Annotated in this window: 23 protein-coding genes; 17 read left to right on the top strand and 6 right to left on the bottom strand. The window is 63.6% G+C overall.

Annotated elements, in window-relative coordinates; all coding sequences use genetic code 11:
- Window positions 1-65: 65 nt before the first annotated feature.
- The gene (locus Q4G24_RS03450; protein WP_303365101.1) at window positions 66-1,148 is read left to right on the top strand and encodes a PA0069 family radical SAM protein; all 1,083 of its coding nucleotides are present in this window, start codon (window positions 66-68) and stop codon (window positions 1,146-1,148) included.
- On the opposite strand, the gene bmt is transcribed toward Q4G24_RS03450, so the two are convergent.
- Together bmt and trpS are read right to left on the bottom strand one after the other, a co-directional pair.
- Window positions 1,145-2,119, bottom strand: coding sequence for a betaine--homocysteine S-methyltransferase (gene bmt / locus Q4G24_RS03445; RefSeq protein ID WP_303365100.1), 975 nt, complete (start codon window positions 2,117-2,119; stop codon window positions 1,145-1,147). The genes Q4G24_RS03450 and bmt overlap by 4 nt on opposite strands.
- 36 nt (window positions 2,120-2,155) lie before the next feature.
- Window positions 2,156-3,181 carry a tryptophan--tRNA ligase gene (gene trpS, locus Q4G24_RS03440; protein WP_303365099.1) on the bottom strand — a complete coding sequence of 342 codons (1,026 nt, stop codon included), beginning with the start codon at window positions 3,179-3,181 and terminating at the stop codon, window positions 2,156-2,158.
- 90 nt (window positions 3,182-3,271) lie between these two features.
- Here trpS and Q4G24_RS03435 point away from each other — a divergent pair, with 90 nt between their 5' ends.
- The 6 genes from Q4G24_RS03435 to Q4G24_RS03410 all read left to right on the top strand — a co-directional run bounded on the left by Q4G24_RS03435 (window position 3,272) and on the right by Q4G24_RS03410 (window position 7,712).
- Window positions 3,272-3,976, top strand: coding sequence for a rhomboid family intramembrane serine protease (locus tag Q4G24_RS03435; RefSeq protein WP_303365098.1), 705 nt, complete (start codon window positions 3,272-3,274; stop codon window positions 3,974-3,976).
- Window positions 3,973-4,446 (top strand): Lrp/AsnC family transcriptional regulator, encoded by a 474-nt coding sequence (locus tag Q4G24_RS03430; protein WP_303365097.1) that lies wholly within the window; start codon window positions 3,973-3,975, stop codon window positions 4,444-4,446. Before Q4G24_RS03435 ends, Q4G24_RS03430 begins: the two co-directional genes overlap by 4 nt.
- A gap of 177 nt (window positions 4,447-4,623) precedes the next feature.
- A complete protein-coding gene (locus tag Q4G24_RS03425) occupies window positions 4,624-4,917 on the top strand; it encodes a DUF2849 domain-containing protein (RefSeq protein WP_303365096.1) in 294 nt (97 codons plus the stop codon).
- Window positions 4,917-6,581, top strand: a complete 1,665-nt coding sequence (locus Q4G24_RS03420; protein ID WP_303365095.1) for a nitrite/sulfite reductase — start codon at window positions 4,917-4,919, stop codon at window positions 6,579-6,581. The genes Q4G24_RS03425 and Q4G24_RS03420 overlap by 1 nt, the downstream gene beginning before the upstream one ends.
- The gene (locus Q4G24_RS03415) at window positions 6,568-7,311 is read left to right on the top strand and encodes a phosphoadenylyl-sulfate reductase (RefSeq protein ID WP_303365094.1); all 744 of its coding nucleotides are present in this window, start codon (window positions 6,568-6,570) and stop codon (window positions 7,309-7,311) included. The genes Q4G24_RS03420 and Q4G24_RS03415 overlap by 14 nt, the downstream gene beginning before the upstream one ends.
- Window positions 7,308-7,712, top strand: a complete 405-nt coding sequence (locus Q4G24_RS03410; protein ID WP_303365093.1) for a DUF934 domain-containing protein — start codon at window positions 7,308-7,310, stop codon at window positions 7,710-7,712. The genes Q4G24_RS03415 and Q4G24_RS03410 overlap by 4 nt, the downstream gene beginning before the upstream one ends.
- Here the strand turns inward: Q4G24_RS03410 and murJ are convergent.
- The gene (gene murJ / locus Q4G24_RS03405) at window positions 7,695-9,239 is read right to left on the bottom strand and encodes a murein biosynthesis integral membrane protein MurJ (protein ID WP_303365092.1); all 1,545 of its coding nucleotides are present in this window, start codon (window positions 9,237-9,239) and stop codon (window positions 7,695-7,697) included. The two genes, Q4G24_RS03410 and murJ, sit on opposite strands and share 18 nt — an antisense overlap.
- A gap of 177 nt (window positions 9,240-9,416) precedes the next feature.
- Entirely contained in the window at window positions 9,417-10,181 is a 765-nt protein-coding gene (locus tag Q4G24_RS03400) for a DsbA family protein (RefSeq protein WP_303365091.1), read from the bottom strand.
- 143 nt (window positions 10,182-10,324) lie between these two features.
- Between Q4G24_RS03400 and Q4G24_RS03395 the strand changes: the two genes are divergently transcribed.
- The 7 genes from Q4G24_RS03395 (at window position 10,325) to Q4G24_RS03365 (ending at window position 18,365) form a co-directional block, all read left to right on the top strand.
- Window positions 10,325-11,476, top strand: coding sequence for a pyridoxal phosphate-dependent aminotransferase (locus Q4G24_RS03395; protein ID WP_303365090.1), 1,152 nt, complete (start codon window positions 10,325-10,327; stop codon window positions 11,474-11,476).
- The gene (locus Q4G24_RS03390; RefSeq protein WP_303365089.1) at window positions 11,473-12,735 is read left to right on the top strand and encodes an N-acetylmuramoyl-L-alanine amidase; all 1,263 of its coding nucleotides are present in this window, start codon (window positions 11,473-11,475) and stop codon (window positions 12,733-12,735) included. The genes Q4G24_RS03395 and Q4G24_RS03390 overlap by 4 nt, the downstream gene beginning before the upstream one ends.
- A gap of 72 nt (window positions 12,736-12,807) precedes the next feature.
- The gene (locus tag Q4G24_RS03385; RefSeq protein WP_303365121.1) at window positions 12,808-15,363 is read left to right on the top strand and encodes a penicillin-binding protein 1A; all 2,556 of its coding nucleotides are present in this window, start codon (window positions 12,808-12,810) and stop codon (window positions 15,361-15,363) included.
- Between the two features lie 117 nt (window positions 15,364-15,480).
- Entirely contained in the window at window positions 15,481-15,939 is a 459-nt protein-coding gene (locus Q4G24_RS03380; protein ID WP_303365088.1) for a cytochrome c, read from the top strand.
- A 1-nt stretch (window position 15,940) separates the two neighbouring features.
- Window positions 15,941-16,525, top strand: coding sequence for a cytochrome b/b6 domain-containing protein (locus Q4G24_RS03375; RefSeq protein WP_303365087.1), 585 nt, complete (start codon window positions 15,941-15,943; stop codon window positions 16,523-16,525).
- 86 nt (window positions 16,526-16,611) lie between these two features.
- Complete coding sequence (gene prfB / locus Q4G24_RS03370; RefSeq protein WP_303365086.1) at window positions 16,612-17,739, top strand: peptide chain release factor 2; 1,128 nt, start codon at window positions 16,612-16,614, stop codon at window positions 17,737-17,739.
- 77 nt (window positions 17,740-17,816) lie between these two features.
- On the top strand, window positions 17,817-18,365 hold the full coding sequence (locus Q4G24_RS03365) for a metallophosphoesterase (RefSeq protein WP_303365085.1): 549 nt from the start codon (window positions 17,817-17,819) through the stop codon (window positions 18,363-18,365).
- Here Q4G24_RS03365 and Q4G24_RS03360 read toward each other — a convergent pair.
- Window positions 18,360-18,998, bottom strand: coding sequence for a 5'-methylthioadenosine/S-adenosylhomocysteine nucleosidase (locus tag Q4G24_RS03360; RefSeq protein ID WP_303365084.1), 639 nt, complete (start codon window positions 18,996-18,998; stop codon window positions 18,360-18,362). The genes Q4G24_RS03365 and Q4G24_RS03360 overlap by 6 nt on opposite strands.
- A gap of 104 nt (window positions 18,999-19,102) precedes the next feature.
- Between Q4G24_RS03360 and Q4G24_RS03355 the strand changes: the two genes are divergently transcribed.
- On the top strand, window positions 19,103-20,155 hold the full coding sequence (locus tag Q4G24_RS03355) for a PotD/PotF family extracellular solute-binding protein (protein ID WP_303365083.1): 1,053 nt from the start codon (window positions 19,103-19,105) through the stop codon (window positions 20,153-20,155).
- A gap of 33 nt (window positions 20,156-20,188) precedes the next feature.
- Window positions 20,189-20,611 (top strand): PaaI family thioesterase, encoded by a 423-nt coding sequence (locus Q4G24_RS03350; RefSeq protein ID WP_303365082.1) that lies wholly within the window; start codon window positions 20,189-20,191, stop codon window positions 20,609-20,611.
- On the opposite strand, the gene Q4G24_RS03345 is transcribed toward Q4G24_RS03350, so the two are convergent.
- Window positions 20,608-21,195 carry a nucleoside deaminase gene (locus Q4G24_RS03345; RefSeq protein WP_303365081.1) on the bottom strand — a complete coding sequence of 196 codons (588 nt, stop codon included), beginning with the start codon at window positions 21,193-21,195 and terminating at the stop codon, window positions 20,608-20,610. The two genes, Q4G24_RS03350 and Q4G24_RS03345, sit on opposite strands and share 4 nt — an antisense overlap.
- Before the next feature lie 161 nt (window positions 21,196-21,356).
- Here Q4G24_RS03345 and Q4G24_RS03340 point away from each other — a divergent pair, with 161 nt between their 5' ends.
- A complete protein-coding gene (locus Q4G24_RS03340) occupies window positions 21,357-22,805 on the top strand; it encodes a TrkH family potassium uptake protein (RefSeq protein ID WP_303365080.1) in 1,449 nt (482 codons plus the stop codon).
- The last annotated feature ends 2 nt before the right edge of the window (window positions 22,806-22,807 follow it).

Raw genomic sequence — 22,807 nt, 5'->3', positions numbered from 1 at the left:
CCGGCGGATTGTGGCCGGGCCGCATCAAGACTTGCAATGTTCGACTTATGTTCTAGTGTGTTCTGATGTTGCCGCCGCGTGATCCTGATGAAAACCCCAAGGCCCGTGGCGCGGTGTCGCGCCCGGCGGGGCGGTTTGAACCCTATCAGGCGGTGCGCGAATCGGATGGCTGGGATAGTCCGTCTGATCCGCAGGTCGTCCGCACCGAAATCAGCATCGAGCAGCCGCGCAGCGTCATCACCCGCAACAATTCGCCCGATGTGCCTTTTGATCGTTCGCTGAACCCTTATCGGGGGTGTGAGCATGGCTGCATCTATTGCTTTGCGCGGCCTTCGCACGGGTATCTGGGCCTGTCTTCGGGGCTGGATTTTGAAACGAAGATTACGGCCAAGCCGGATGCGCCGCGTCTGCTGGAGGCAGAGATCGGGCGCGCATCCTATCGCGTGGCGGTGCTGGCCATGGGGACGAATACCGACCCGTATCAGCCTGCCGAGGCGCGTTTCGGAATCATGCGGCGCATCCTGATGGTGTTGCGTGACTGGAATCATCCGGTGGCGCTGGTCACGCGTGGGCAGTTGGTGCTGCGCGATCTGGACCTGTGGGCGGCGCTGGCCGATCGGGGGCAGGCGGCGGTCGGGGTCAGTATCACGACGCTGGACGCCAGCCTTGCCCGCCAGATGGAACCGCGCGCGCCTACGCCCGCGACACGGCTGCGGATGATCCGTGAATTGTCGGCGGCGGGCGTCCCCACCCGCGTTATGGTTGCCCCGGTGATCCCGGTGCTGACTGAACCCGAGGTCGAGCGTATCCTTGACGCCGCGCGTGAGGCCGGGGCGCAGGCGGCCAGCATGATCCCGCTGCGCCTGCCGCATGAGGTTGCGCCGCTGTTCCGCGACTGGCTGGAACGGCTGCACCCCGGCAAGGCTGCGCATGTGATGAACCGGGTGCAGGAGATGCGCGGCGGGCGCGACAATGACCCGCGCTTTGGCAGCCGGATGCGGGGCGAGGGCATTCATGCCGAATTGCTGCATCAGCGGTTCCGGCTGGCCTGTAAACGCTTGGGCTATCGTCGCCTGCCGCCCCTGGATTGCAGCCGCTTTGGCCCGCCGCAGGGGCGCAGAAGCCCGGCGCAATTGTCGCTGTTCTAGCGCCGCCCGCGTGGGGGTGTGCCGGGGCCGAAGGTGTCAAGTTTGCTGGTGATTTCCTCCAGCGTGGGCTTGTCGCCCTGTGGCCGGGTTTCCAGCGCCGCGCGCATGGCCCGCAGATGTTCGGGCATGGTGCCGCAGCAACCGCCGATGATGCGCACGCCAAGGTCACGGGCCAGCACCGCATATTCCGCCATCAGCGCGGGGGTGCCGTCGTAATGGATATGGCCATCTTCCATATGCGGGATACCGGCATTGCCCTTGGCGATGATCGGGCGCTCGTTTCCGGTGGCGACAAAGCCGTTCACCGTGCGCAACAGGTCCGAGGCCCCCATGCCGCAATTCGCGCCATAGGCAAGGGGCGGGTTGGGCAGTTTTTCCACCAGCGCCGACATCTGCGCCGAGGTCACACCCATCATCGTGCGCCCGGCGGTGTCGAAGCTCATGGAGCCGCACCAGGGCATCGCGGCCAAGGCAAAGGCTTCGGCGGCGGCGCGGTATTCCTCGGGGGATGAAATGGTTTCCAGCCACAGGACATCTGCGCCGCCCTCCTTGAGGGCTTCGGCCTGTTCATGGAACATTTCGACAGCGGCGGCATGGGACAGGCTGCCGATGGGGGCCATGATCTCGCCCGTGGGACCGATGCTGCCGGCGACCACCACCGGGCGGCTTGCCGCATCGGCAATCTCGCGCCCCAATTCGGCGGCGATGCGGTTGACATCGCGCAAATGCTGCGCTGCGCCATGCTGGCGCAAGCGGCTGGCATTGCCGCCAAAGCTGTTGGTCAGGAACAGGTCTGCCCCGGCCTCTACCGCGTCACGATACAGTTTGCGGATGTGATCGGGGTGGGACAGGTTCCACAGTTCAGGCGGTTCCTTGGGGCCAAGGCCCATGTTGAACAGGTTGGTGCCGGTCGCACCATCCGCCAGCAGCCAGTCGCGGCTGGCCAGAAGTCTGCTCAGAGTATCGGACATGCGCCGTTCCTTTCCCCGCGTCAGGCGCGGCCAGCGTCAGCCCGTGCGGCCGATCATGCCCATGATGTCCTTGGCCCGGTCAAGGATCGGCTGCGCGATGGCGCTGGCCCGGTCGGCGCCGCGGGTCAGGATGCGGTCGATTTCGGCCGGGTCGGCGGTCAGTTCCGACATGCGGGTGCTGATCGGTGACAGGACCGAGACCGCCAGATCGGCCAGTTCCGGCTTGAACGCGCCAAAGCCCTGACCCTCGAACCGGGCGCAGACCTGATCGGCGGTCATATCCGACAGCGCGGCATAGATATTGACCAGATTGCGGGCCTCGGGGCGGTCGGCCAGCCCTTCGGCGCTGGCGGGCAGCGGGTCCGCATCGGTGCGGGCCTTGCGGATTTTCTGCGCGATGGTGTCTGCGTCATCGGTCAGGTTGATGCGGCTGGCGTCCGACGGGTCGGATTTCGACATTTTCTTGCTGCCGTCGCGCAGCGACATGACGCGGGTGGCGGTGCCTTCGATCAGCGGGACGGGCAGGGGAAAGAAATCCACGCCATAATCATGGTTGAACTTGGCGGCGATGTCGCGGGTCAGCTCGACATGCTGTTTCTGATCCTCGCCCACCGGCACATGGCTGGCGTGATAGGTCAGAATATCGGCCGCCATCAGCGCCGGATAGGCGTAAAGCCCAAGGCTGACCTTTTCGGCATTCTTGCCCGCCTTGTCCTTGAACTGGGTCATGCGGTTCATCCAGCCCATCCGGGCCACGCAATTCATCAGCCAGCCAAGCCCGGCATGGGCTGGAACCTGCGACTGGTTGAACAGGATGGATTGGTCCGGGTCGATGCCGCTGGCGATGAAGCCGGCGGTCAGCTCGCGGGTCTGGCGACGCAGGGCCTCGGGGTCTTGCCAGACGGTGACGGCGTGCAGATCGACGACGCAGTAAATGCTTTCCACGCCGGGCTTCTGATAGCTGGCAAAGCGGCGCAAGGCCCCCAGATAATTGCCCAGCGTCAGGTTGCCCGAGGGCTGGATGCCGGAAAAGATACGGGTCGGGGTGGTCTGATCGCTCATGGTTCTGCGCCTGCGGCTTTGCAAATTGGTCGCGGCTGGATTACCTGTTGACCGGAACGGGCGCAACCGCGCCGTTAGCCAGAGGTCTTTATGCGTTCGTCCGTCAATGAATCCCCCATCAATCCGCTGCCGCCGGTGGTTTGGCTGCTGATTGCGCCGCTGGTTATCTCGGAAATCGCCTTTGGCCTTGCGCAAACCGGGCTGATCGGCGGTGCGCAGGGGATCGGCCTGCGCCAGGCCGTGCTGGAGCGCACCGCCTTTGCGCCCGAGTTCATCCTGCGTGCGGTGATGACCGGCGATTGGGGCAATGCGCAATTGTGGCGGCTGCTGACCTATCCGTTCATTCACATCAGCCCGATGCAGGCCGTGTTCGTCGCGGTGTTCACGCTGGCGCTTGGCAAGATGGTGGCGGAACAGTTCCGCCCGGCTGCGGTGCTGGCGCTGTTCTTTGGCTCGGCCATTGGTGGGGCGCTGATCTATACGGCGGTGAATGTGCTGATCGGGGTGCGGTTTGGGCCGCTGATGGGTGGGTTTCCGGCGGTTTACGGGCTGGTCGGGGCGTTCACCTTTTTGCTGTGGCTGCGGCTTGGCTATGAAAACGCCAACCAGTTCCGCGCCTTCACTCTGATTGGGGTGCTGCTGACCTTTCAGCTTGTGTTCGGCATTGTCTTTGGCGGCGCGGGCTATGGCTGGATTGCCGAGGTTGCGGGCTTTGCCGTGGGCTTTCTGCTGAGCTTCGTGCTGATCCCCGGCGGGCTGGCCCGCACGCTGCGCCATATCCGGGACCGCACATGACCCAGCTTGACCGTATCGACCGCAAGATCCTGGCCGAATTGCAGGCCGATGCCACCATCCCGCTGAAAATGCTGGCTGAACGGGTGGGCCTGTCGCAGACTCCCTGCTGGAAGCGCGTGCAAAAGCTGGAGGACACCGGGATCATCACCGGCCGCGTGGCGCTGGTGAACCCGGAGAAGATCGGTCTTGGCCTGCATGTTTTCGTCGCCGTCGAGGCCAGCGACCATTCCCCCGAATGGCGCGATGCCTTTACCGCCGCCACGCATGAGCTGCCCGAGGTGGTCGAGGTTTACCGCATGGCCGGAGAAATGGACTACCTGCTGCGTGTCGCGGTGCCGGATATGGCGGGCTATGATGCGTTTTACAAACGCCTGACCGACCGGGTGGCGCTGAAAAACGTGACCAGCCATTTTTCGATGGAGCGGATGAAGTTTTCCACCGCTTACCCGCTGGATACGGAATCAATCTGACGGGTTTGTGGCGCTCAGGCCACCCCTGAAACGCCCCGCGGGAATGGTTTTTTCTTTTGGCGCGGTGCGGCGGTAAAGGCGTTCTCTGGACGCGCGAAAATCGACCAAACGGCTTCATTGGGTCCGGGCGCGGTGGGCATTAGGTTGTGCCTGTCCGTATCAGCCAGGGGATTCCATATGGCCCGCGCCACGACCCAGATTGTCACCGCCAACGACCTTCGCAACGGCGAGGTCGTCTATCTGACTGCCGATAACCGCTGGTCGGCGCTGATGCGTGACGCGGAATTGCTGGATGCCGAGGCTGCCCCCGTCCGCCTGTCATGGGCCGAGGCGCAGGAAGATGCTGTCGTCGGTCCCTATCTGACCAGCGTTGCGGTGGCTGATGGCCATGCCGCCCCCGATCATTTCCGCGAGACTTTTCGGGCCACCGGCCCATCCAACCGTTTCCACGGCAAGCAGGAGCGCGCCTGATGTATCACTATACCGATTTTGACCGCGCCGCCCTTGCCGCCCGTAACGCGCAGTTCCGCGCTCAGGTCGCGCGGCGGCTGGATGGCAGTCTGACCGAGGCCGAGTTCCGCCCGTTGCGGCTGATGAACGGGGTTTATCTGCAACTGCACGCCTATATGCTGCGGGTTGCAATCCCCTATGGCAGCCTGAACCCCGATCAGATGCGCCGTCTGGCCGATGTGGCCGACCGCTGGGATCGTGGCTATGGCCATTTTACCACGCGCCAGAATATCCAGTTCAACTGGCCGAAGCTGGTGGATGTCCCCGACATTCTGGACGCCTTGGGCGAGGTCGGTATCCACGCCATTCAGACCAGCGGCAATTGCGTGCGCAACGTGACGGCTGACCCCTTTGCCGGTGCCGCCGCCGATGAGGTCGCGGACCCGCGTCCCTTTGCCGAATTGCTGCGCCAGTATTCCACCGACCACCCCGAGTTCCAGTTCCTGCCGCGCAAGTTCAAGATTGCCATTACCGGCAGCCCGAATGACCGCGCCGTGACCCGCGCCCATGACATCGGGCTGCGGATGATCCGCAGCAATGGAGCCGAGGGTTTCGAGGTGATGATCGGTGGCGGCCTTGGCCGCACGCCCATGGTCGGCAAGGTCGTGCGCGATTTCCTGCCCGCCGCCGATCTGCTGCCCTATGTCGAGGCGATTCTGGGCGAATATAACGCCCTTGGCCGCCGCGATAACAAGTATAAGGCCCGCATCAAGATTGCCGTGCATGAGCTTGGCCTCGATTACCTGCGCGAGCGGATCGAGGCCCGTTTCCAACGGCTGCGCGCCGAATGGACCGGCGCCGACCAGCAAGAGCTGGCCCGGATTCGCGCCGATTTCACCGCGCCGGATTTCGTGGCGGGCGATCTGGCGGGCTATGAGGCCGCGCGGGCGGCCGATCCGGCCTTCCGCAGCTTTACCGATACCAACCTGCACCCGCATAAGCGCGCGGATCATGCCATCGTCACCATCAGCCTGAAAGCGCATGGCGAGACGCCGGGCGATGCCTCGTCGGCGCAGATGCGGGTGATTGCCGATCTGGCGGATCGTTACGGCTATGGCGACATTCGCATCAGCCACGAACAGAACGCCATTCTGCCGCATGTCCGCCGCGCCGACCTGCCCGCGCTTTACGCGGCGCTGCGTGGGGTGGGGCTGGCAACGGCGAATGTCGGGCTGGCCTCGGACATCATCGCTTGCCCCGGCATGGATTACTGCGCCCTTGCGACCGCACGTTCTATCCCGGTGGCGCAGGCGATTGCCACCCATCTGCAAGCCGAAGGGCTGGAGGAGGCGGTTGGTCCGCTGAAGATCAAGATTTCCGGTTGCATCAACGCCTGTGGGCATCACCATGTCGGCCATATCGGCATCCTTGGTCTGGATCGTGCCGGCGTCGAAAATTATCAGGTGACGATCGGCGGCGACGGGACCGAGGCGATGCGCCTTGGCGAACGTGCCGGGCCGGGGTTCAGCTATGACGCACTGGTTCCGGCAATTGCCCGGATGTTGCGCCGCTATCTGGAGATCCGTGCCGAAGGTGAAACCTTTGTGGATGCGGTGGCCCGCCTTGGCGTGGCCCCATTCAAAGAGGCGCTTTATGCGCAAGAGGTGGCAGATGCAGCCGCATGAAATCAAGACGCTGAACGCTGAATATGCCGCGCTGGACGCGCCTGCACGGCTGGAAAAGGCGCTGAACGATGCGCGCTTTGGCCGCATCGCGCTGGTGTCCAGTTTCGGGGCGGATGCGGTGGTTCTGCTGCATCTGGTCGCGCAACAGCGGCGTGATCTGCCGGTGCTGTTTCTGGACACGCAGGTGCTGTTCCCCGAAACGCTGGCCTATCAGCAGCAGGTGGCCGAGCATCTTGGCCTGACCGATCTGCGCATCCAGCGCCCCGACCCGGCGGAACTGATTGCCGAAGACCCGGATGGCGACCTGAACAAGCGCAACCCGGATGCCTGCTGCCGCCTGCGCAAAGGCCGTCCGCTGGCCAAGGCGCTGGAGGGGTTCGAGAGCTGGATCACCGGGCGCAAACGGTTCCAGACCGGTGCGCGGGCAGAATTGCCCGTTGTCGAATGGGACGGTCAGCGGCTGAAGCTGAATCCGCTGGCGGACTGGACCGCGCAGGACATCGCGGCCTATATCGCCGCCCACGATCTGCCGCGTCACCCGCTGATCGACCGGGGCTATCGCTCGATCGGCTGCGTGCCTTGCACCAGCCCGACCAAAGCAGGGGAAGATCCTCGCGCCGGTCGCTGGCGGGGCAGTGAAAAAGAAGAATGTGGCATCCATTTCGTTGACGGTCGCATCGTGCGCGGCCCTGTAACGCAACCCGCCACCACCGAGGAGGAGGCCGCATGAGCGTGATTGTGACCGACAAGGGCTTTTCGCCTGATGACTGGACCCTTGGCTGGGGCGCAGAGGGGCAGGGGGTTGACCTGCCCCATGACAGCGACCCCGACGGTTTGACCCCGGAACTTCTGGCCGCGCCTGCGATCCGTATTCCGTTCCCGTCCTTTGCCGACGGGCGCGGCTTTACGCTGGCCCGCAGCCTGCGTCGTCAGGGCTTTTCCGGGCGGCTGCGGGCCTCGGGGCATTTGCTGGCCGATCAATATGCGATGGCCCGCCGCGTGGGGTTCGATGAGGTCGAGATCAGCGATGATCTGGCCGCCCGCCAGCCCGAGAAACAATGGCTGGCCCGTGCCGACTGGCAGGCGAATGACTATCAGGCGCGGTTGCGCGGCTCAGCCGCTTCGGCGTAACCCGGCCCGCAGGTCGGCCAGCCGAAAGGCACCAAGCGCGATGGCCGCAACGCCATAGGCCGCAATTCCGCCAAGCACCAGCAGGGCCAGCGCCAGATAGCGTTGGCCCGGCGTGGCCAGCATCCCGGCCAGTGCGGCCTGCATCCCCCACAGCACGACGCCCATCAGGGCCGATGCTGCGATGATCCGGGGCAAACGGTGGCGCAGCCGTGCGTCCATCGCAGCGGCCAAGCCAAAGCGGCGGCTGCCATGCCAGAGTTGCGCAACCATGATCCAGCCCGCGATTGTCGTCGCCCAAGCCGCGGCGGAAAAGCCGATCAGCGGGGCCAGCCCCAGCGCCACCACCGCATTGACCACCATCGCCCATAGGGCAAAGCGGAACGGGGTGCGGGTGTCCTCGCGGGCGAAATACAGCGGTTGCAGGACTTTTTGCAGGGTAAACGCCGGCAGGCCAACGCCATAAATCGCCAGCGCCAGCGCCGTGGGGGCCACATCCTCGGCCCCAAAGGCCCCACGCCCGAACAGGACAGAAATCAGCGGCCCGGCAATCACCACCAGCGCGACGGCGGCGGGCAGGGTCAGGAACAGCGCGAACTCGGCCGCGCGGTTATAGGCGTGACGACCGCCCTCGTGATCCTCGGCCCGCAAGCGGCGGGAAATATCGGGCAGCAGCACCACGCCAATGGCAATGCCCACCACCCCAAGCGGCAGTTGATACAGCCGGTCGGCATAGGTCAGCCATGCAATCGCGCCGTCAAAGAACGAGCCGACCTGACGCCCCACCAGCAGGTTGATCTGCACGACGCCGCCCGCCAGCACCGCAGGCGCGGCAACGGCCAGCAATTGTCGCATCTCTGGTGTCAGCCGGGGGCGGTGCAGGCGCAGCGGGAACCCCATGCGCGCGGCCGCAATCCAAACCGTCACCAACTGCGCAATCCCGGCGATCGGGGTGGACCAGCTCATCGCAAGGCCCATGTCCCAGCCGAATTGATCCGCCATCAGCATCGCCGCAATCAGGACAAAGTTCATCAGCACCGGCGCAGCAGCAGCGGCCATGAACCGCCCGCCCGCATTCAACAGCCCCGACAGCAGCGCCGTCAGTGAGATGAACAGGATATAGGGGAAACAGATGCGGCCATAGACCACCGCCAGATCGAAGCGTTCATCCCCGGCAAAGCCCGCCGCTTGTGCCAGCACCAGCCAGGGCATTGCCAGCGTCGCAATCACCGACAGGATCAGCACGACGAAAGCCAGCCCGGCGAAAGCCTGCTCGGCAAAGGCGCGGGGGTTGTCGCCTGCTTCCAGCCGCTTGGCGAACATCGGCACAAAGGCGGTGTTGAAGGCACCTTCGGCAAAGAAACGCCGGAACATATTGGGCAGGGTAAAGGCGACCAGATAGGCTTGCGCCACCGGCCCGGCCCCAAGATAGGCCGCAATCATCATGTCGCGGATAAAACCCACCGCGCGGCTGGCCAGCGTCCAGCCCCCCACGGTCAGAAAGCCCCGGATCAGGCGGATTGGTTTCATGCGCAAAGGCCCCCTATGCCGACCGTCGCCCTTTACGCCGCCACGCCGCGCCTGTCCATCAGGCAGAACCCGGGGGCGCTTCGCCCCCCGGACCCCCATAGGATATTTGCATGAAGAAGAAGACGCTTTCTTCTTTACTTAAATATCCCGGGGGTGTGGGGGCAGCGCCCCCACGGGTCAGCCCTTATCGGCAGCCATTTGGGCGCGGATGTCGTCCACGGTCGGTTTGATCCCGGCACGGGGGACGCCGCGCAGGATCTGGTCCCCGATCACAAAGGTCGGGGTTCCCTGAATCCCCAGCGCGTTGCCCAGTTCGGCATTGGCCATCAGCACGCGGGTCACATCATCGGATTTCATCCGGTCGAGCGTGGCAGCGGCATCGACACCCAGCTCATTGGCCAGTTTGGTCAGGCTGTTGTCATTGACCGGCTCGCGCAGGATCATCAGCGCGTCATGGGCTTTCTTGTATGCCTCATCCCCGGCAAGCTGGCGCACGGCCAAGGCAAAGCGCGCCGCCAGCTCGCTTTCCGGGCCAAGGATCGGGTATTCCTTAAAGATGATGCGGATATTGCCATCGCTGCTGACGGCATTTTCCACATCCGGGGCAAAGCGGCGGCAGACGCCGCATTTATAGTCGATGAACTCGACCATGGTGATGTCACCCTGCGGGTTGCCGCCGGACCAACTGTCGGCGTCGTTGAAGATCGCCTGATGGTGTTGGTCGATCAGCACGCGGTCCTGCGCTACGGCTTGTTCGGCCTGTTTGGCCTCCAGCCCGTTGATGGCCTCCAGCAGAACTTCCGGGTTGTCGATCAGATAGCTGCGCACGGCATCGCCAAAGGCGGCTTTTTCGGTATCCGTCATATTCGCCGGGTCAAAGGCCAGTGCCGGCGCGGCGAGGGCGGTGGTCAGGGCCAGAGCGGCAAGGGTGGTTCGGGTCATCTGCACATCCTTGTAAGTTGCCCGGAAACTGGCGCGGGCGGGCGCAAAGCGCAAGGCGAAACCCTGCATCTTTCCGTGATCCGCTTGACCGGGGCCTTGTGCCTTGGGATAGGACAGGTCGCAGACAGTCAGAGGGGGCCGCCATGAAACAGTCGCAGCGGGGTCAGGTTGACCCGTTCATTGTCATGGATGTGATGGAGCAGGCGCGGCTGGCCGAAGATGCGGGCCGCCACATCATTCACATGGAGGTCGGCCAGCCCTCGACCCCGGCCCCGGCGCGGGCGCGGGCGGCATTGGCGCAGGCTTTGGACCGTGACGCGCTGGGCTATACGGTGGCGCTGGGGCTGCCGGAACTGCGGGCGGGGATCGCGGATCTTTATCGGCGCTGGTATGGTGTCGATCTGGACCCGGCCCGCGTGGTGGTGACGCCGGGCAGCAGCGGGGCGTTTCTGCTGGCGTTTTCGGCGCTGTTCGATGCGGGCGACCGGGTGGCGCTGGGGGAGCCGGGTTATCCGTCCTATCGTCAGATCATGCGGGCGATGTCGCTGGAACCCGTAGGTATCCAGACCGATCCTGCCAACCGTTACCAGCCGCGCCCGGATCAGATTCCGACGGATGTGGCGGGGCTGATGCTGGCTTCGCCGGGCAACCCGTCCGGCACCATGCTGAACCGTGAGCAGCTTGCCAGCCTGACCGCGCGGGCGCAGGAGTTGGGGGTCAGCGTGATCTCGGACGAGATTTACCACGGGCTGAGCTATGGCGAACGCTGCGTTTCCGCGCTGGAGGTGACGGATCAGGTTTATGTTATCAACAGCTTTTCCAAATACTTCAGTATGACCGGCTGGCGGATTGGCTGGATGGTGGTGCCGCCCGATCATGTCCGAACGGTGGAGCGGATCGCGCAGAATATGTTCATCTGTCCGCCGCACGCCAGTCAGGTCGCCGCTTTGGCTGCGCTTGGGGCCGAGGATGAGATGAACCAGAACCTTGCCGCCTATGCCGAGAACCGGCGCATGATGCTGGAGCGGCTGCCGGGGATGGGTTTTGACAGGATCGCGCCGCCGGACGGGGCGTTCTATATCTATGCCGATGTGTCGGCGCTGACCGATGACAGCCTGTCTTTCGCGCGGCAGATATTGGATCAGGCCGGGGTGGCGGTGACGCCGGGGCTGGACTTTGATCCGCTGCGGGGCGCACGGACGCTGCGTTTCAGCTATGCCCGCGCGACGGCGGATATTGCCGAGGGGCTGGACCGGCTGGCGGCGTTTATGGCGGATTACCGGGGGCGGGCGTGATCTGGGCGCTGCTGCTGGTTCTGGCATTGGCCCTGCCGGGCGTGACTGTGGCGCAGGCTCCGGCAATGCCGCAGCCGCAGGTGTCGGCGGCGGTGAAATCGGCACTGGCGCGGCCCGATCTGGCGGCGTCCGGCCTGACGGCAGAGGGCCGGGACCGGGGCCGCCCGCGCCCGCTGACCCTGCGGTTAAGCCTTGGGCAGCCGGTGCCTTATCGCACCTTTATGCTGGCCGATCCGCCGCGGCTGGTGGTGGATTTCCGCGAGGTCGATTTCAGCGGCCTCGACCCCGCAGCACTGCCCGGTGCCGATCTGGTCCCGGCGCTGCGCTGGGGGCGGTTCCGGCCCGGCTGGTCGCGGCTGGTGATGGAACTGCCCGGCCCTTATGCGCTGGAGCGGGCCACGCAAAGCGCCGCCGATCCGGCCGCCCCCGCGCTGCTGGAGATGCGGTTGCGCCCGGTGTCCGACACGGATTTCACCCCGCAGCCCAATGCCATGTCGGCGCTGTGGGATTTGCCGCAGCCCGCGACGCCGATTGCGCGGCCCGAGGCCAGCGTGGCCAAGCCTTTGCGCATTGCGCTGGACCCCGGCCATGGCGGCATTGATTCCGGTGCGCAAGCAGGTGGCATAAGTGAGGCGGCGCTGGTTCTGTCCTATGCTCGCGGCCTGTCCGAATCACTGACCCGTGCCGGGTTCGAGGTGGTGATGATCCGCGATGAGGATATTTTCATCCCGCTGGAGCGGCGCATGACCCTTGCGCGGGACGCGGGAGCCGATCTGTTCATCAGCCTGCATGCCGATGCTTTGCCAGCGGGCGAGGCGGCCGGGGCGACGATCTATAGCTGGGCCGAGGGTGCCTCGGACCGGGCGGCGCGGCAATTGGCGATGCTGCATGACCGCGCCGACCTGCTGGCGGGGGTGGATCTTGGCGGGACCGATGATGAAATCGCCACCGTGCTGATGAGCCTTGCGCGCACAGATACTGGCCCGCGCAGCGTCAATTTCGCCAAGTTTGTGGCCTCGGAAATGGCGCGTGCCGATCTGCGGATGCACCGCCGTCCGGTGCAATCGGCGGCGTTCTCGGTGCTGAAAGCGCCGGATATTCCGTCGGTTCTGATCGAACTGGGCTTTCTGACCGATTCGCAGGACCGTTCCAATCTGACCGATCCCGGCTGGCAGGCGCGGATGGTGGCGGCCATTACCCGCGCGGCGAGTGGCTGGGCGCAGGATGACGCTGCGCGCACCCCCTTGCTGCGCCGGTAAGGCAGAGTTGTTTTGACCAATCCCCGCCGCAAAGCTATAGAGCGCGGCAATCACCATATCGGGGCCGTGCCATTGCTGCGTTATATCCTGTCTTTCTTCGGCGGAATCTTTGCCTTGATCGTGACCGGGCTGGTCTTTGGCGCCATGTTCATCGGGGCGATCTTCTGGATGTATTCCGGCGATCTGCCCACGGATGAGGCCCTGCGTCGCTATGAGCCGCCGACGATCAGCCGCATCTACAACGGCGAAGGTCAGTTGATCGACGAATATGCCCGTGAGCGCCGGTTGTTCGTTCCGGCTGCGGAAATCCCCGATCTGGTCAAGAACGCGTTTATCAGCGCCGAGGACAAGAACTTTTACCGCCACCACGGGTTCGACATCGAAGGTATCGCTGCGGCGGGTTTGCAGGCGATCCGGTCGCGCGGTCAGGACGTGCGCGGGGCCTCGACCATCACTCAGCAGGTGATGAAGAACTTTCTGCTGTCCAGCGACCGCAGCATTGAACGCAAGGTCAAGGAACTGATCCTTGCGGTGCGGTTTGAAAAGAACCTGACCAAGGACAAGATCCTTGAACTGTATCTGAACGAGATTTTCCTGGGTCAGAACAGTTATGGCGTGGCGTCGGCGGCGCAAAGCTATTTCAACAAAAGCCTGGCGGAACTGACCCCGGCCGAGGCCGCGATGCTGGCGGCCATGCCGCAGGCGCCTTCGCGTTCGGTGGTCAATGACAAGGAACGCATCACCGACCGCCGCAACTATGTGCTGCGGCAGATGTGGGAAAACGGCTATCTGGACGAGGCCACATATAAGGAGCAGGCTGCGTTGCCCCTGCGCACGGTGCAGAACGGCGACTTTCCGTCCTTCCGCGAAAAGCTGCCGCCGCGCGACTATTTCACCGATGAAATCCGCCGCCAGCTCTCGCGCGAGTTTGGCGAGGATGAGTTCTTCACCGGGGGCCTTAGCATCCGTGCCACCGTCGATCCGAAATTGCAGACTGTTGCGGCCAACGCGCTGCAAAAGGCGCTGGAGGATTATGACCGTGGCCTTGGTATCTGGCGCGGCACCGGGCTGACCATCCCCGAAAGCGATCTGGCGGATGAGGCCAAATGGCGGGGCGCGCTGTTTAATGCCGAGGTGCCGCGCGATATTCCCGGCTGGTATCCGGCGGTCGTGCTGGAGGTTGGCGGCAACACCGCCCGCATCGGCATCGAGGGCATCATCGAAGACCCGCGCGGCAACTGGATCGAGGCCCGCGACGTGCAATGGGCGCGTCCGCGCCTGGAAAACGGCCGCCTTGGCCCGCGTGCGCAGGTGCCGGGCGATCTGCTGAAGCAGGGCGACGTGGTGCTGGTCCGTGCCATGACCGACGACAGCACCGGCGCGTTCATCCGCTGGACGCTGCGGCAGGTGCCGGCGATTCAGGGCGGGTTCATGGCGATGGATGTGAACACCGGTCGGGTGCTGTCGATGCAGGGCGGCTTCAGCTATCAGTCCAGCGTGTTCAACCGCGCCACGCAGGCGATGCGCCAGCCGGGGTCTGCCTTCAAGCCCTTTGTCTATGCTGCTGCGCTGGACAATAACTATACCCCTGCCACCATCGTTGTGGATGAACCCATCCGCATCAACACTCCGGCAGGGCTGTGGGAGCCGAAAAACGCCGGTGGCCAGTTCTATGGCCCGACGCCGCTGCGCACGGGGATCGAGCAGTCCCGCAACCTGATGACCATTCGTATCGCGCAGGACATCGGCATGGACCGGGTGGCGCAATATGCGGAACGGTTCAACGCCTATGACCGTTTGCAGCCCTTCCTTGCCAACTCGCTTGGGGCGCAGGAAACCACGCTGTTCCGCATGGTGGCCGCCTATGCCATGTTCGCCAATGGCGGTGAGCGGGTGGAACCCACGCTGGTGGACCGGGTGCAGGACCGGCGCGGCCAGACCGTCTATCGCCATGACCGCCGCGATTGCGTGGGCTGTGCGCAGGCGAACCTGCCCGCTGGCACCGCGCCGCAGATCACCAATGACCGCGAGCGGGTGATGGATGCCGTGACCGCCTATCAGATCACCTCGATGATGGAAGGCGTGGTCAAGCGCGGCTCGGGCAAGGGCGTGAACCTGCCGGTGCCGGTGGCAGGCAAGACCGGGACCACCAATGATGCCAAGGACGTGTGGTTTATCGGCTATTCCAGCAATATCGTGGCGGGCTGTTATCTGGGCTATGATACGCCGCGTTCGCTGGGCCAGAATGCCTATGGCGGGACGCTGTGCGTGCCGGTGTTCAACGCCTTCATGCGGCAGGCCGTCAAGGAATACGGCGGCACGGCTTTCAAGGTGCCGCCCGGCGGGCATTGGATCAAGATCGACCGCCACACCGGCCAGCGCCTGTCGGCGGATGCCAGCGGCGATAACGTCATCAGCGAATATTTCCGCGACGGCAGCGATCCCGACTGGAACGCCATGCTGGTGGTGTCAGGCGGGTTCGACGGCAGCCCCAGTTCGTCGATGGTGCTGCCCGACCAGATCCGCGCCCCGGAACAGGCGCGAGAGGTTACGACCTCGATAGGTCAAAAGAAAGTGATCCCGAAACAGGCGGATTTCGGCACAATGTCCTCGGGTGGGCTGTATTGACCCGTTGACGGGTCATGCTGCGCCCGCAAAATAGCCGCATAACCAAAGCGTCCGGCGGACCCGCCGGGCGGCAAGCAAGTCTCTGACATCTCTCTGACAAGCAAGCATAGGTGCAACATGCGTAAACTGATTCTGACCGGCCTGCTGGCCGCCCTGCCGATGGTCGCTCTGGCCGATGACACCCCCGAAGAAGCCGCGGTCGAGGCGCGTCAGGGCTATTTCCTGATGCTGGCCAAGGAAATGGGCGTGCTGGCACCGATGGTGCGCGGCGAGGCCGAATATAATGCCGAAGCCGCGACGCTGGCCGCCAACAACCTGGCCGCACTGGCCAAATACGACCTGCCGGGCCTGTTCCTGCCCAACACCGCGCAGGGTCAGATCGACGACACCGGCGCGCTGCCCGCAATCTGGGAAAAGCCCGAGGATTTTCAGGCCAAATTTGACGGTTATGTGAAGGGCGCTGAGGCTGTCGCCGCCGTTGCCGGTGATGGCAAGGACGCGCTGGTCGGGGCCTTTGGTCAGCTTGGCGGCTCGTGCAAAGCCTGCCACGACGACTATCGCGCCAAGGGCAACTAAGATGGCCGGGCCGGACCAGAAGGCCGGGGATCAGGTGGGGGAACCCGTCTGGGATCTTGGCACCCGGCTGTTTCACTGGGGGCTGGTGATTTGCGTCACCGGCGCCTGGCTGCTGGGAGAGTTCGGCCCGAACCAGATGACCCTGCATTTCTGGTTCGGCTATGGCGTCGCCGGGCTGCTGGTGTTCCGGCTGATCTGGGGGCTGATCGGGCCGCGCAATGCGCGTTTCGTCAATTTCATCTATGGCCCTTCGTCGATCCTGAACTATGCTCAGGGCCTGCTGCGGCGGCAGCCCTCGCATTGGAACGGGCATAACCCGCTTGGCTCGCTGTCGGTGTTTGCCATGCTGGCGGCGTTGATCGTGCAGGTCGGCAGCGGGTTGGTTGCGGATGCCGACGATTACATCAACATCGGGCCGCTGGCGAAATATGTCAGCACCGCCATCTCGCGTCAGGCGGTTGCGCTGCATGATACGATGCAGGCGGTGATCCTGCTGTTGGTTGTGCTGCATATTGCGACGATCGTGTTTTACCGCGTCTGGAAGCGGGAAAACCTCGTGAAACCGATGATAACCGGGCGGCGCTAAGCGTCTGACCCATTGCCCGCCGGGGTGCGCCGCGTTAGAACGGCGCACTCTTTTTCGTTTGACGTTCGTTTGAAGGATGCCCGCCCATGCGTGCCGAAACCCAAGCCACCATTGATGCGATCCGCAAATCGCTGCGGCTTCTGGCGCAGCGGATGGATTGGGACACCGCCCCGCACCGTCTGGAAGAAATGAACGCCATGATCGAGGATGGCGACCTGTGGTCCGATCCGGCGCGGGCGCAAAAGCTGATGCGCGACCGGCAGATGCTGTCGGATGCGGTGGAAACCTATCGCCGCATCGCCGGTGATCTGGAGGCCAATGCCGAGATGGTCGAGCTGGCCGAGGCCGAGGGCGACGCCGATCTGGTGACCGAGGCCGAGGCGAACCTGAAATCGCTGGCGCTGGAGGCCGCGCAAAAGGAACTTGAGGCACTGCTGAACGGCGAGGCTGACGGCAACGACACCTTTCTTGAGATCAACGCAGGCGCGGGCGGCACCGAAAGCTGCGACTGGGCGTCCATGCTGGCGCGGATGTATGTGCGTTGGGCAGAAAAGAAGGGCTATGAGGTCGAACTGTTGTCCGAAACGGCAGGTGATGAGGCCGGGATCCGCAGCGCCGCCTATAAAATCAGCGGGCCGAATGCCTATGGTTGGCTGAAATCGGAAAGCGGCGTGCATCGTCTGGTGCGCATCAGCCCCTATGACAGCGCGGCGCGGCGGCATACCTCGTTTTCATCCGTCTGGGTCTATCCGGTGGTGGATGACAATATCGAAATCACCGTGCCGGATAATGAAATCCGCATCGACACTTATCGGTCCTCGGGGGCGGGCGGACAGCACGTCAACACCACCGACTCGGCGGTGCGGATTACCCACCTGCCGACCGGGATCGTTGTGACCAGTTCGGAAAAATCGCAGCACCAGAACCGTGCCAATGCCATGGCGGCGCTGAAAGCGCGCCTGTATCAGATGGAACTGGACAAGCGCAACGCCGAGATCAACGCGCAGCACGAAGCCAAGGGCGAAGCGGGCTGGGGCAACCAGATCCGGTCTTATGTGCTGCATCCCTATCAGATGGTCAAAGACCTGCGCACCAGCCACGAAACCAGCGATTCGCAGGGTGTTCTGGACGGCGATCTGGATGCGTTCATGGCGGCGACGCTGGCCATGGATGTGGCAGGCAAAAGCCGGGCCGAGGCGCAGGCCGAGGATTAAGGGGGCGCTGCCCCCATCGCCTGCGGCGATTCCCCCGGGATATTTAGATGAAGAAGAAAGCCTGAGTGGGGAGCGATATGGCGCATTTCTTTACGGCAGATACGCATTTTTCCGATGACGCGGTGCGGCGGTTTTTCGGGCGGCCTTTCGGTTCGGTCGCCGCCATGGATGCGGCGATGATCGAGCGGGCCGCAGTTGTCGGGCCAGATGATGATTTCTGGATTATCGGGGACTTTGCGCTGTGCGACAGTGCGGCCGCGCAAGACCGGGCGCGGGTGGTGTTCGAGGCGCTGCCGGGGCGCAAGCATCTGGTGCGGGGAAATCACGATCCTGACTGGGTGGTGACAGAGCTGCCCTGGGCCTCGGTGCATGATCTGGTCGAGCTGGATGCGGACGGGCGGCGTTTCGTGCTGTGTCACTATCCGCTGGTGACGTGGAACGGGGTGCGTAAGGGCGCGGTGCAACTGTTCGGCCATGTGCATAAAAGCTGGCGCGGGGCCGAGGGGCAGGTGAATGTCGGCGTCGATCAGTGGGATTTTGCCCCGGTCAGCGCCGATCAGGCCGAGGTTGAGGCGCTGATCCTGCCGCCCTCGACGCTGCATCAGCAGGCCGAAGGGCTGCTATAGCCGCATTGCGCCGCTGGTCAGGGCGGTGTCCAGCATGTCTATGGCGGCGGCCAGTTTTTCGTCAATGATATGCAGATATTGGGTCCAGTCGCGTAAACCTTCCAGCGGGGCTTTGCCGTCGGAAATACCGCGCAGCCCGATCAGCGGCACACCTGCCTGCTGGCAGCAGCGCAGGATGGCAAAGGTTTCCATATCGACCATCTCGGCGTCGATCCCGTCATAGCCTGCGCCCGAGACGATATTGCCGCCGGTAGATAGCCGCGCCGTCGGGATGCCTGGAATGCGCAGCGGCAGGGCAATTTCGGCGGGCAGGTCCAGCAGCGGTGTGGTGCCTTTGGCAAAGCCAAGCGGGCTGGCGTCCATGTCACGATAGCTGACATGGCTGGCCTGATAAACGCCGCATTGTTCCAGCACCTGCGAACCTGCGCTGCCAAGGCTGACCACAAGCGCCGGGTTCCGGGGCAGGCGGGTCAGCGCCGCGCTGGTGGCGATGGCCGATTCGACCGGGCCGATGCCGGTCATCAGCGGCTGGATGCGGGCGCGCAGGGCGGGGCCGTATTCCGGTTCTGCGGCCATGATGAACAGAACCGGCTGGCCGGCGATCATCGTGATGGGGGGAAGTGCCTGTTTCATATGCGCGATCCTGCCCCTGTTATGCGTGGGATGCAATCCGGCTTGCGGGGCAGGCAGGCTGCCGTTAGCGTCGGGACAAAGACCAACCAAAGGGCCGTTCCCGCATGACCAAGCATTTCTTTCGCTCGACCGTGGCCGCACTGGCGCTGAGCCTGCCGCTGGCTGCCCATGCCGCCGACCGTGAGCTGACCGTTTTCGACTGGAGCGGGTTCGAAGACCCGTCCCTGTTCCAATCCTATCTGGACAAGCACGGGCAGGCACCGACCTTCGCCTTTTATGGCGATGATGACGAGGCTTATCAGAAGCTGGCCGCCGGGTTTAAGGCCGATGTGGCGCATCCATGCAGCCAGATGGTGTCGAAATACCGTGATGCCGGGCTGATCCAGCCTTGGGATGTGTCGCGGATTCCGGCCTTTGACAGCATCGACCCCAAGTTTCTGGAGTCAGAGATTTTCAAGGATGCCGAAGGTGTCTGGTATGTCCCGGTTGACTGGGGCGTCACCGCGATTGCCTATAACACCGAAACCGTCCCGGCCGAGGATGTGGCCTCGCTGAACGTGTTTCTGAACCCGAAATATCAGGGCCGCACCTCGCTGCCCGACAGCGCCGATGATGTCTGGGCGCTGGCTTATCTGGCCACCGGCGTGACCGACTGGACCGAGGTTACGGATGAACAATTCGCCGCCGCTGCCGACTGGTTGCGGCAGGCGCATCAGAATGTGTCGTCCTATTGGTCGGACCCGGCGGCGCTGTCGCAGGCGATGGCTTCGGGTGCGGTGGATGTGTCCTGGTCCTGGAATGACACCCCCACGCAACTGCGCAGCGAGGGCTTTCCTGTCGGCTTCAACCGCACCCCGACCGAGGGCAGCAGCAACTTTTTCTGCGGCTTCGTGAACCTGAAAACCGCGCCGGGCAGCGAGGACAAAGCCTATGATTTCATCAACGCATGGCTGGAGCCGCAATCCGGTCCTGCGCTGCTGAAGGTGATCGGCTATGGCCATACGTCGGACAAGGCGATGGAGCTGATTTCAGCCGAGGATCAGGAAACCGCCGGGATCAGCCCGATCGACGGTCCGGTGTTGTCGCAAACCCCGAACGACCCGGCGCAGCGCGAAAAGCAACTGGCCGAGTTCGAAAAGATCAAGGCCGGGTTCTGAGAGGGAAAGGGGGCCATTGGCCCCCGCCACACCATGCTGACCAAAGAAGAACAGGAACGCATCGCTTTTGACCAGCCCGCTTTTGGGCGGATGCTGGGGTTGCGCATGATCAGCGCCGCGCCGGAACTGGTGGTGGCGGAATTGCCGGTGGCCGAGACGCTGGCCAATCGTAACGGCGTCATGCATGGCGGCGCGATCATGGGCTTTGCCGATAATCTGGGCGGCACCGCCACGCTGGTCAATCTGAGGCCGGGACTGACGACGACCACGGTTGAAAGCAAAACCAACTTTCTCCGCCCCATCCGCATTGGCGATGTGGCGACGGGCCGCTGCGAGGCGCTGCACAAGGGCCGCACGATGATGGTCTGGCAAACCACCATCACCCGCGGCGATGGCAAGGTAGCCGCCATCGTGACCCAGACGCAGCTTGTGCTGGAATGGAAAGATCCCGCTTAATTCAGCGGGATTGCATTCCCGGCCTTGCCCCCCTGATAGGCGGCTGACAGCGCATCATATTCTGTGGCAATGCGGGCCGCGCGGTCACGCAACACGGCCCGCGCCGCCGCATCTGCCCCGGCAATCACATCTGCGACCGAACGCGCGGTCCAATAGGCGTTCTGGCGTCGATAGCCGCCGGGTTTCAGGCCGAACACCTCATCCAGAATCCGCAGGTCGTGGGGTATGGCAAAGCTGTCGCGGCTGTCCTCATGGGTAAAGAAATCATAGAAATTGTCGAACCCTGCCCATGTGATTGCGGACAGACACATGGAACATGGCTCATGCGTGGACAGAAAAATCAGGTCAGCCGGTGCAGGGCGCTCGGGCATCTCGTGATAGAGTTTCAGCAGATGCACCTCGCCATGCCACAAAGGGTTGGCGGTTTCGTTATTCGTTGCCGCCAGCACCACCGCGCCATCGCTTTTGCGCAGCAGGGCCGCGCCGAAAATCTTGTTGCCCGCCGCGACGCCCGCACGGGTCAACGGCAGAATATGATCCTCCAGCGCGGTCAGCAGGGCTTGGGCCAGTTCGGTGTCGGTCATGCGTATCTTTTGTCCAGTAAATATCCTCGGGGGTGAATGGCCGTCAGGCCAGAGGGGGCGCGAGCGCCCCCTGTAACGCAATATGCACATGATCCGCCGGAGGCTTGCAAGCCGCTTGTCACCGCTTGACGCGGCCCCTTGCCGGGATCATGGATCAGGCCATGATCGACATTCGTCCCGTTGCAAGCACGATTGGCAAGCTGATGACCGTCCTTGGGGCGATGATGCTGCTGCCGATGCTGGTGGATCTGTGGCATGGTCAGCCGCATTGGCAGGTGTTTCTGGTCTCGGCACCGCTGACGATGCTGGCGGGCTGCATGATCTGGCTTGCCAGCCGCACCAATGAGCAATCCCTGACCGTGCAGCAAGCATTTTTGCTGACCTCGGGGCTGTGGGCGGTGTTGCCGTTATGCGGGGCTTTGCCCTTTATGATCGGTGTCCCCTATGCCAGCTTTACCGACGCTTATTTCGAAGCCATGTCAGGCATGACCACCACGGGAACCACGGCCTTTCCCCGGCTGGATGATCTGTCACAAGGCACGCATCTGTGGCGCGGGATGCTGAACTGGACCGGCGGGCTGGGCATCGTGGTCGTGGCGATGATCTTTCTGCCGGTGATGAAGGTCGGCGGGATGCAGTTTTTCCGCTCGGAAGGGTTCGATACTTTGGGTAAGGCGCTGCCCCGTGCGCTGGATATTGCTGCTGAAATGACCCGTGTCTATCTGGGTTTGACGATCCTCTGTGCAGTTTGTTTCGCCTTTCTGGGGATGAGCGGTTTTGATGCGGTGATGCACGCATTAACCACGGTTTCGACAGGTGGGTTTTCGAATTACGATGCCAGCTTTGGGTATTATACCGGCGCACCGCAATATGCGGCGGCGCTGTTCATGGTGCTGGCCTCGATTCCTTTTGTGCGCATGGTGCAATTGTTGCGGGGGAACGCGCAGCCGATCTGGCGGGATGTGCAGATCCGCGCGTATCTGCGCTGGATCGTTTATGCCATCGTGCTGATCATTGTCTGGCGGCTGGTCTATATCCGTGACATGGCACCGCAGGATATGCTGCGCGAAACTCTGTTCAACGTGGTGTCCACCATTTCCGGCACCGGATTTTCATCGGTCAATGTGCTGCTTTGGGGGCATCTGCCCTTTGTCATCCTGTTCCTTGTCGGGCTGATCGGCGGCTGCACCGGCTCGACCGTCTGTTCGGTCAAGGTGTTTCGCTATCTGGTGCTGTTTCAGGCGGTGCGGGCGATGATCCGGCGGATGCTGTCGCCGCATCGCATCTACACGCTGCGGCTGGACGGGCGGGTTCTGGAGGCCGATGTGGTGAACTCGGTCATTGCCTTTTTCACCCTGTTCATCCTGACGTTTGGCCTGCTGATTGTCGGGCTGGCGATGACCGGGCTGCATCCGATGACGGCACTGACCGGGGCCTGGACGGCGATTGCCAATGTCGGCCCGGTCTGGGGACCAGAGATTACCGCCAACGGCTCGATCCAGAACCTGAACCAGCCGGCCAAATGGCTGATGATTCTGGGGATGTATCTGGGCCGGTTAGAGCTGGTCTCGGTTCTGGTCCTGCTGCTGCCGCGGTTCTGGCGCAGCTAGGG

Source organism: Paracoccus sp. (in: a-proteobacteria) (genome assembly GCF_030538695.1).
Lineage (GTDB): Bacteria > Pseudomonadota > Alphaproteobacteria > Rhodobacterales > Rhodobacteraceae > Paracoccus.
This window is presented reverse-complemented; position numbering and strand designations above follow the sequence as displayed.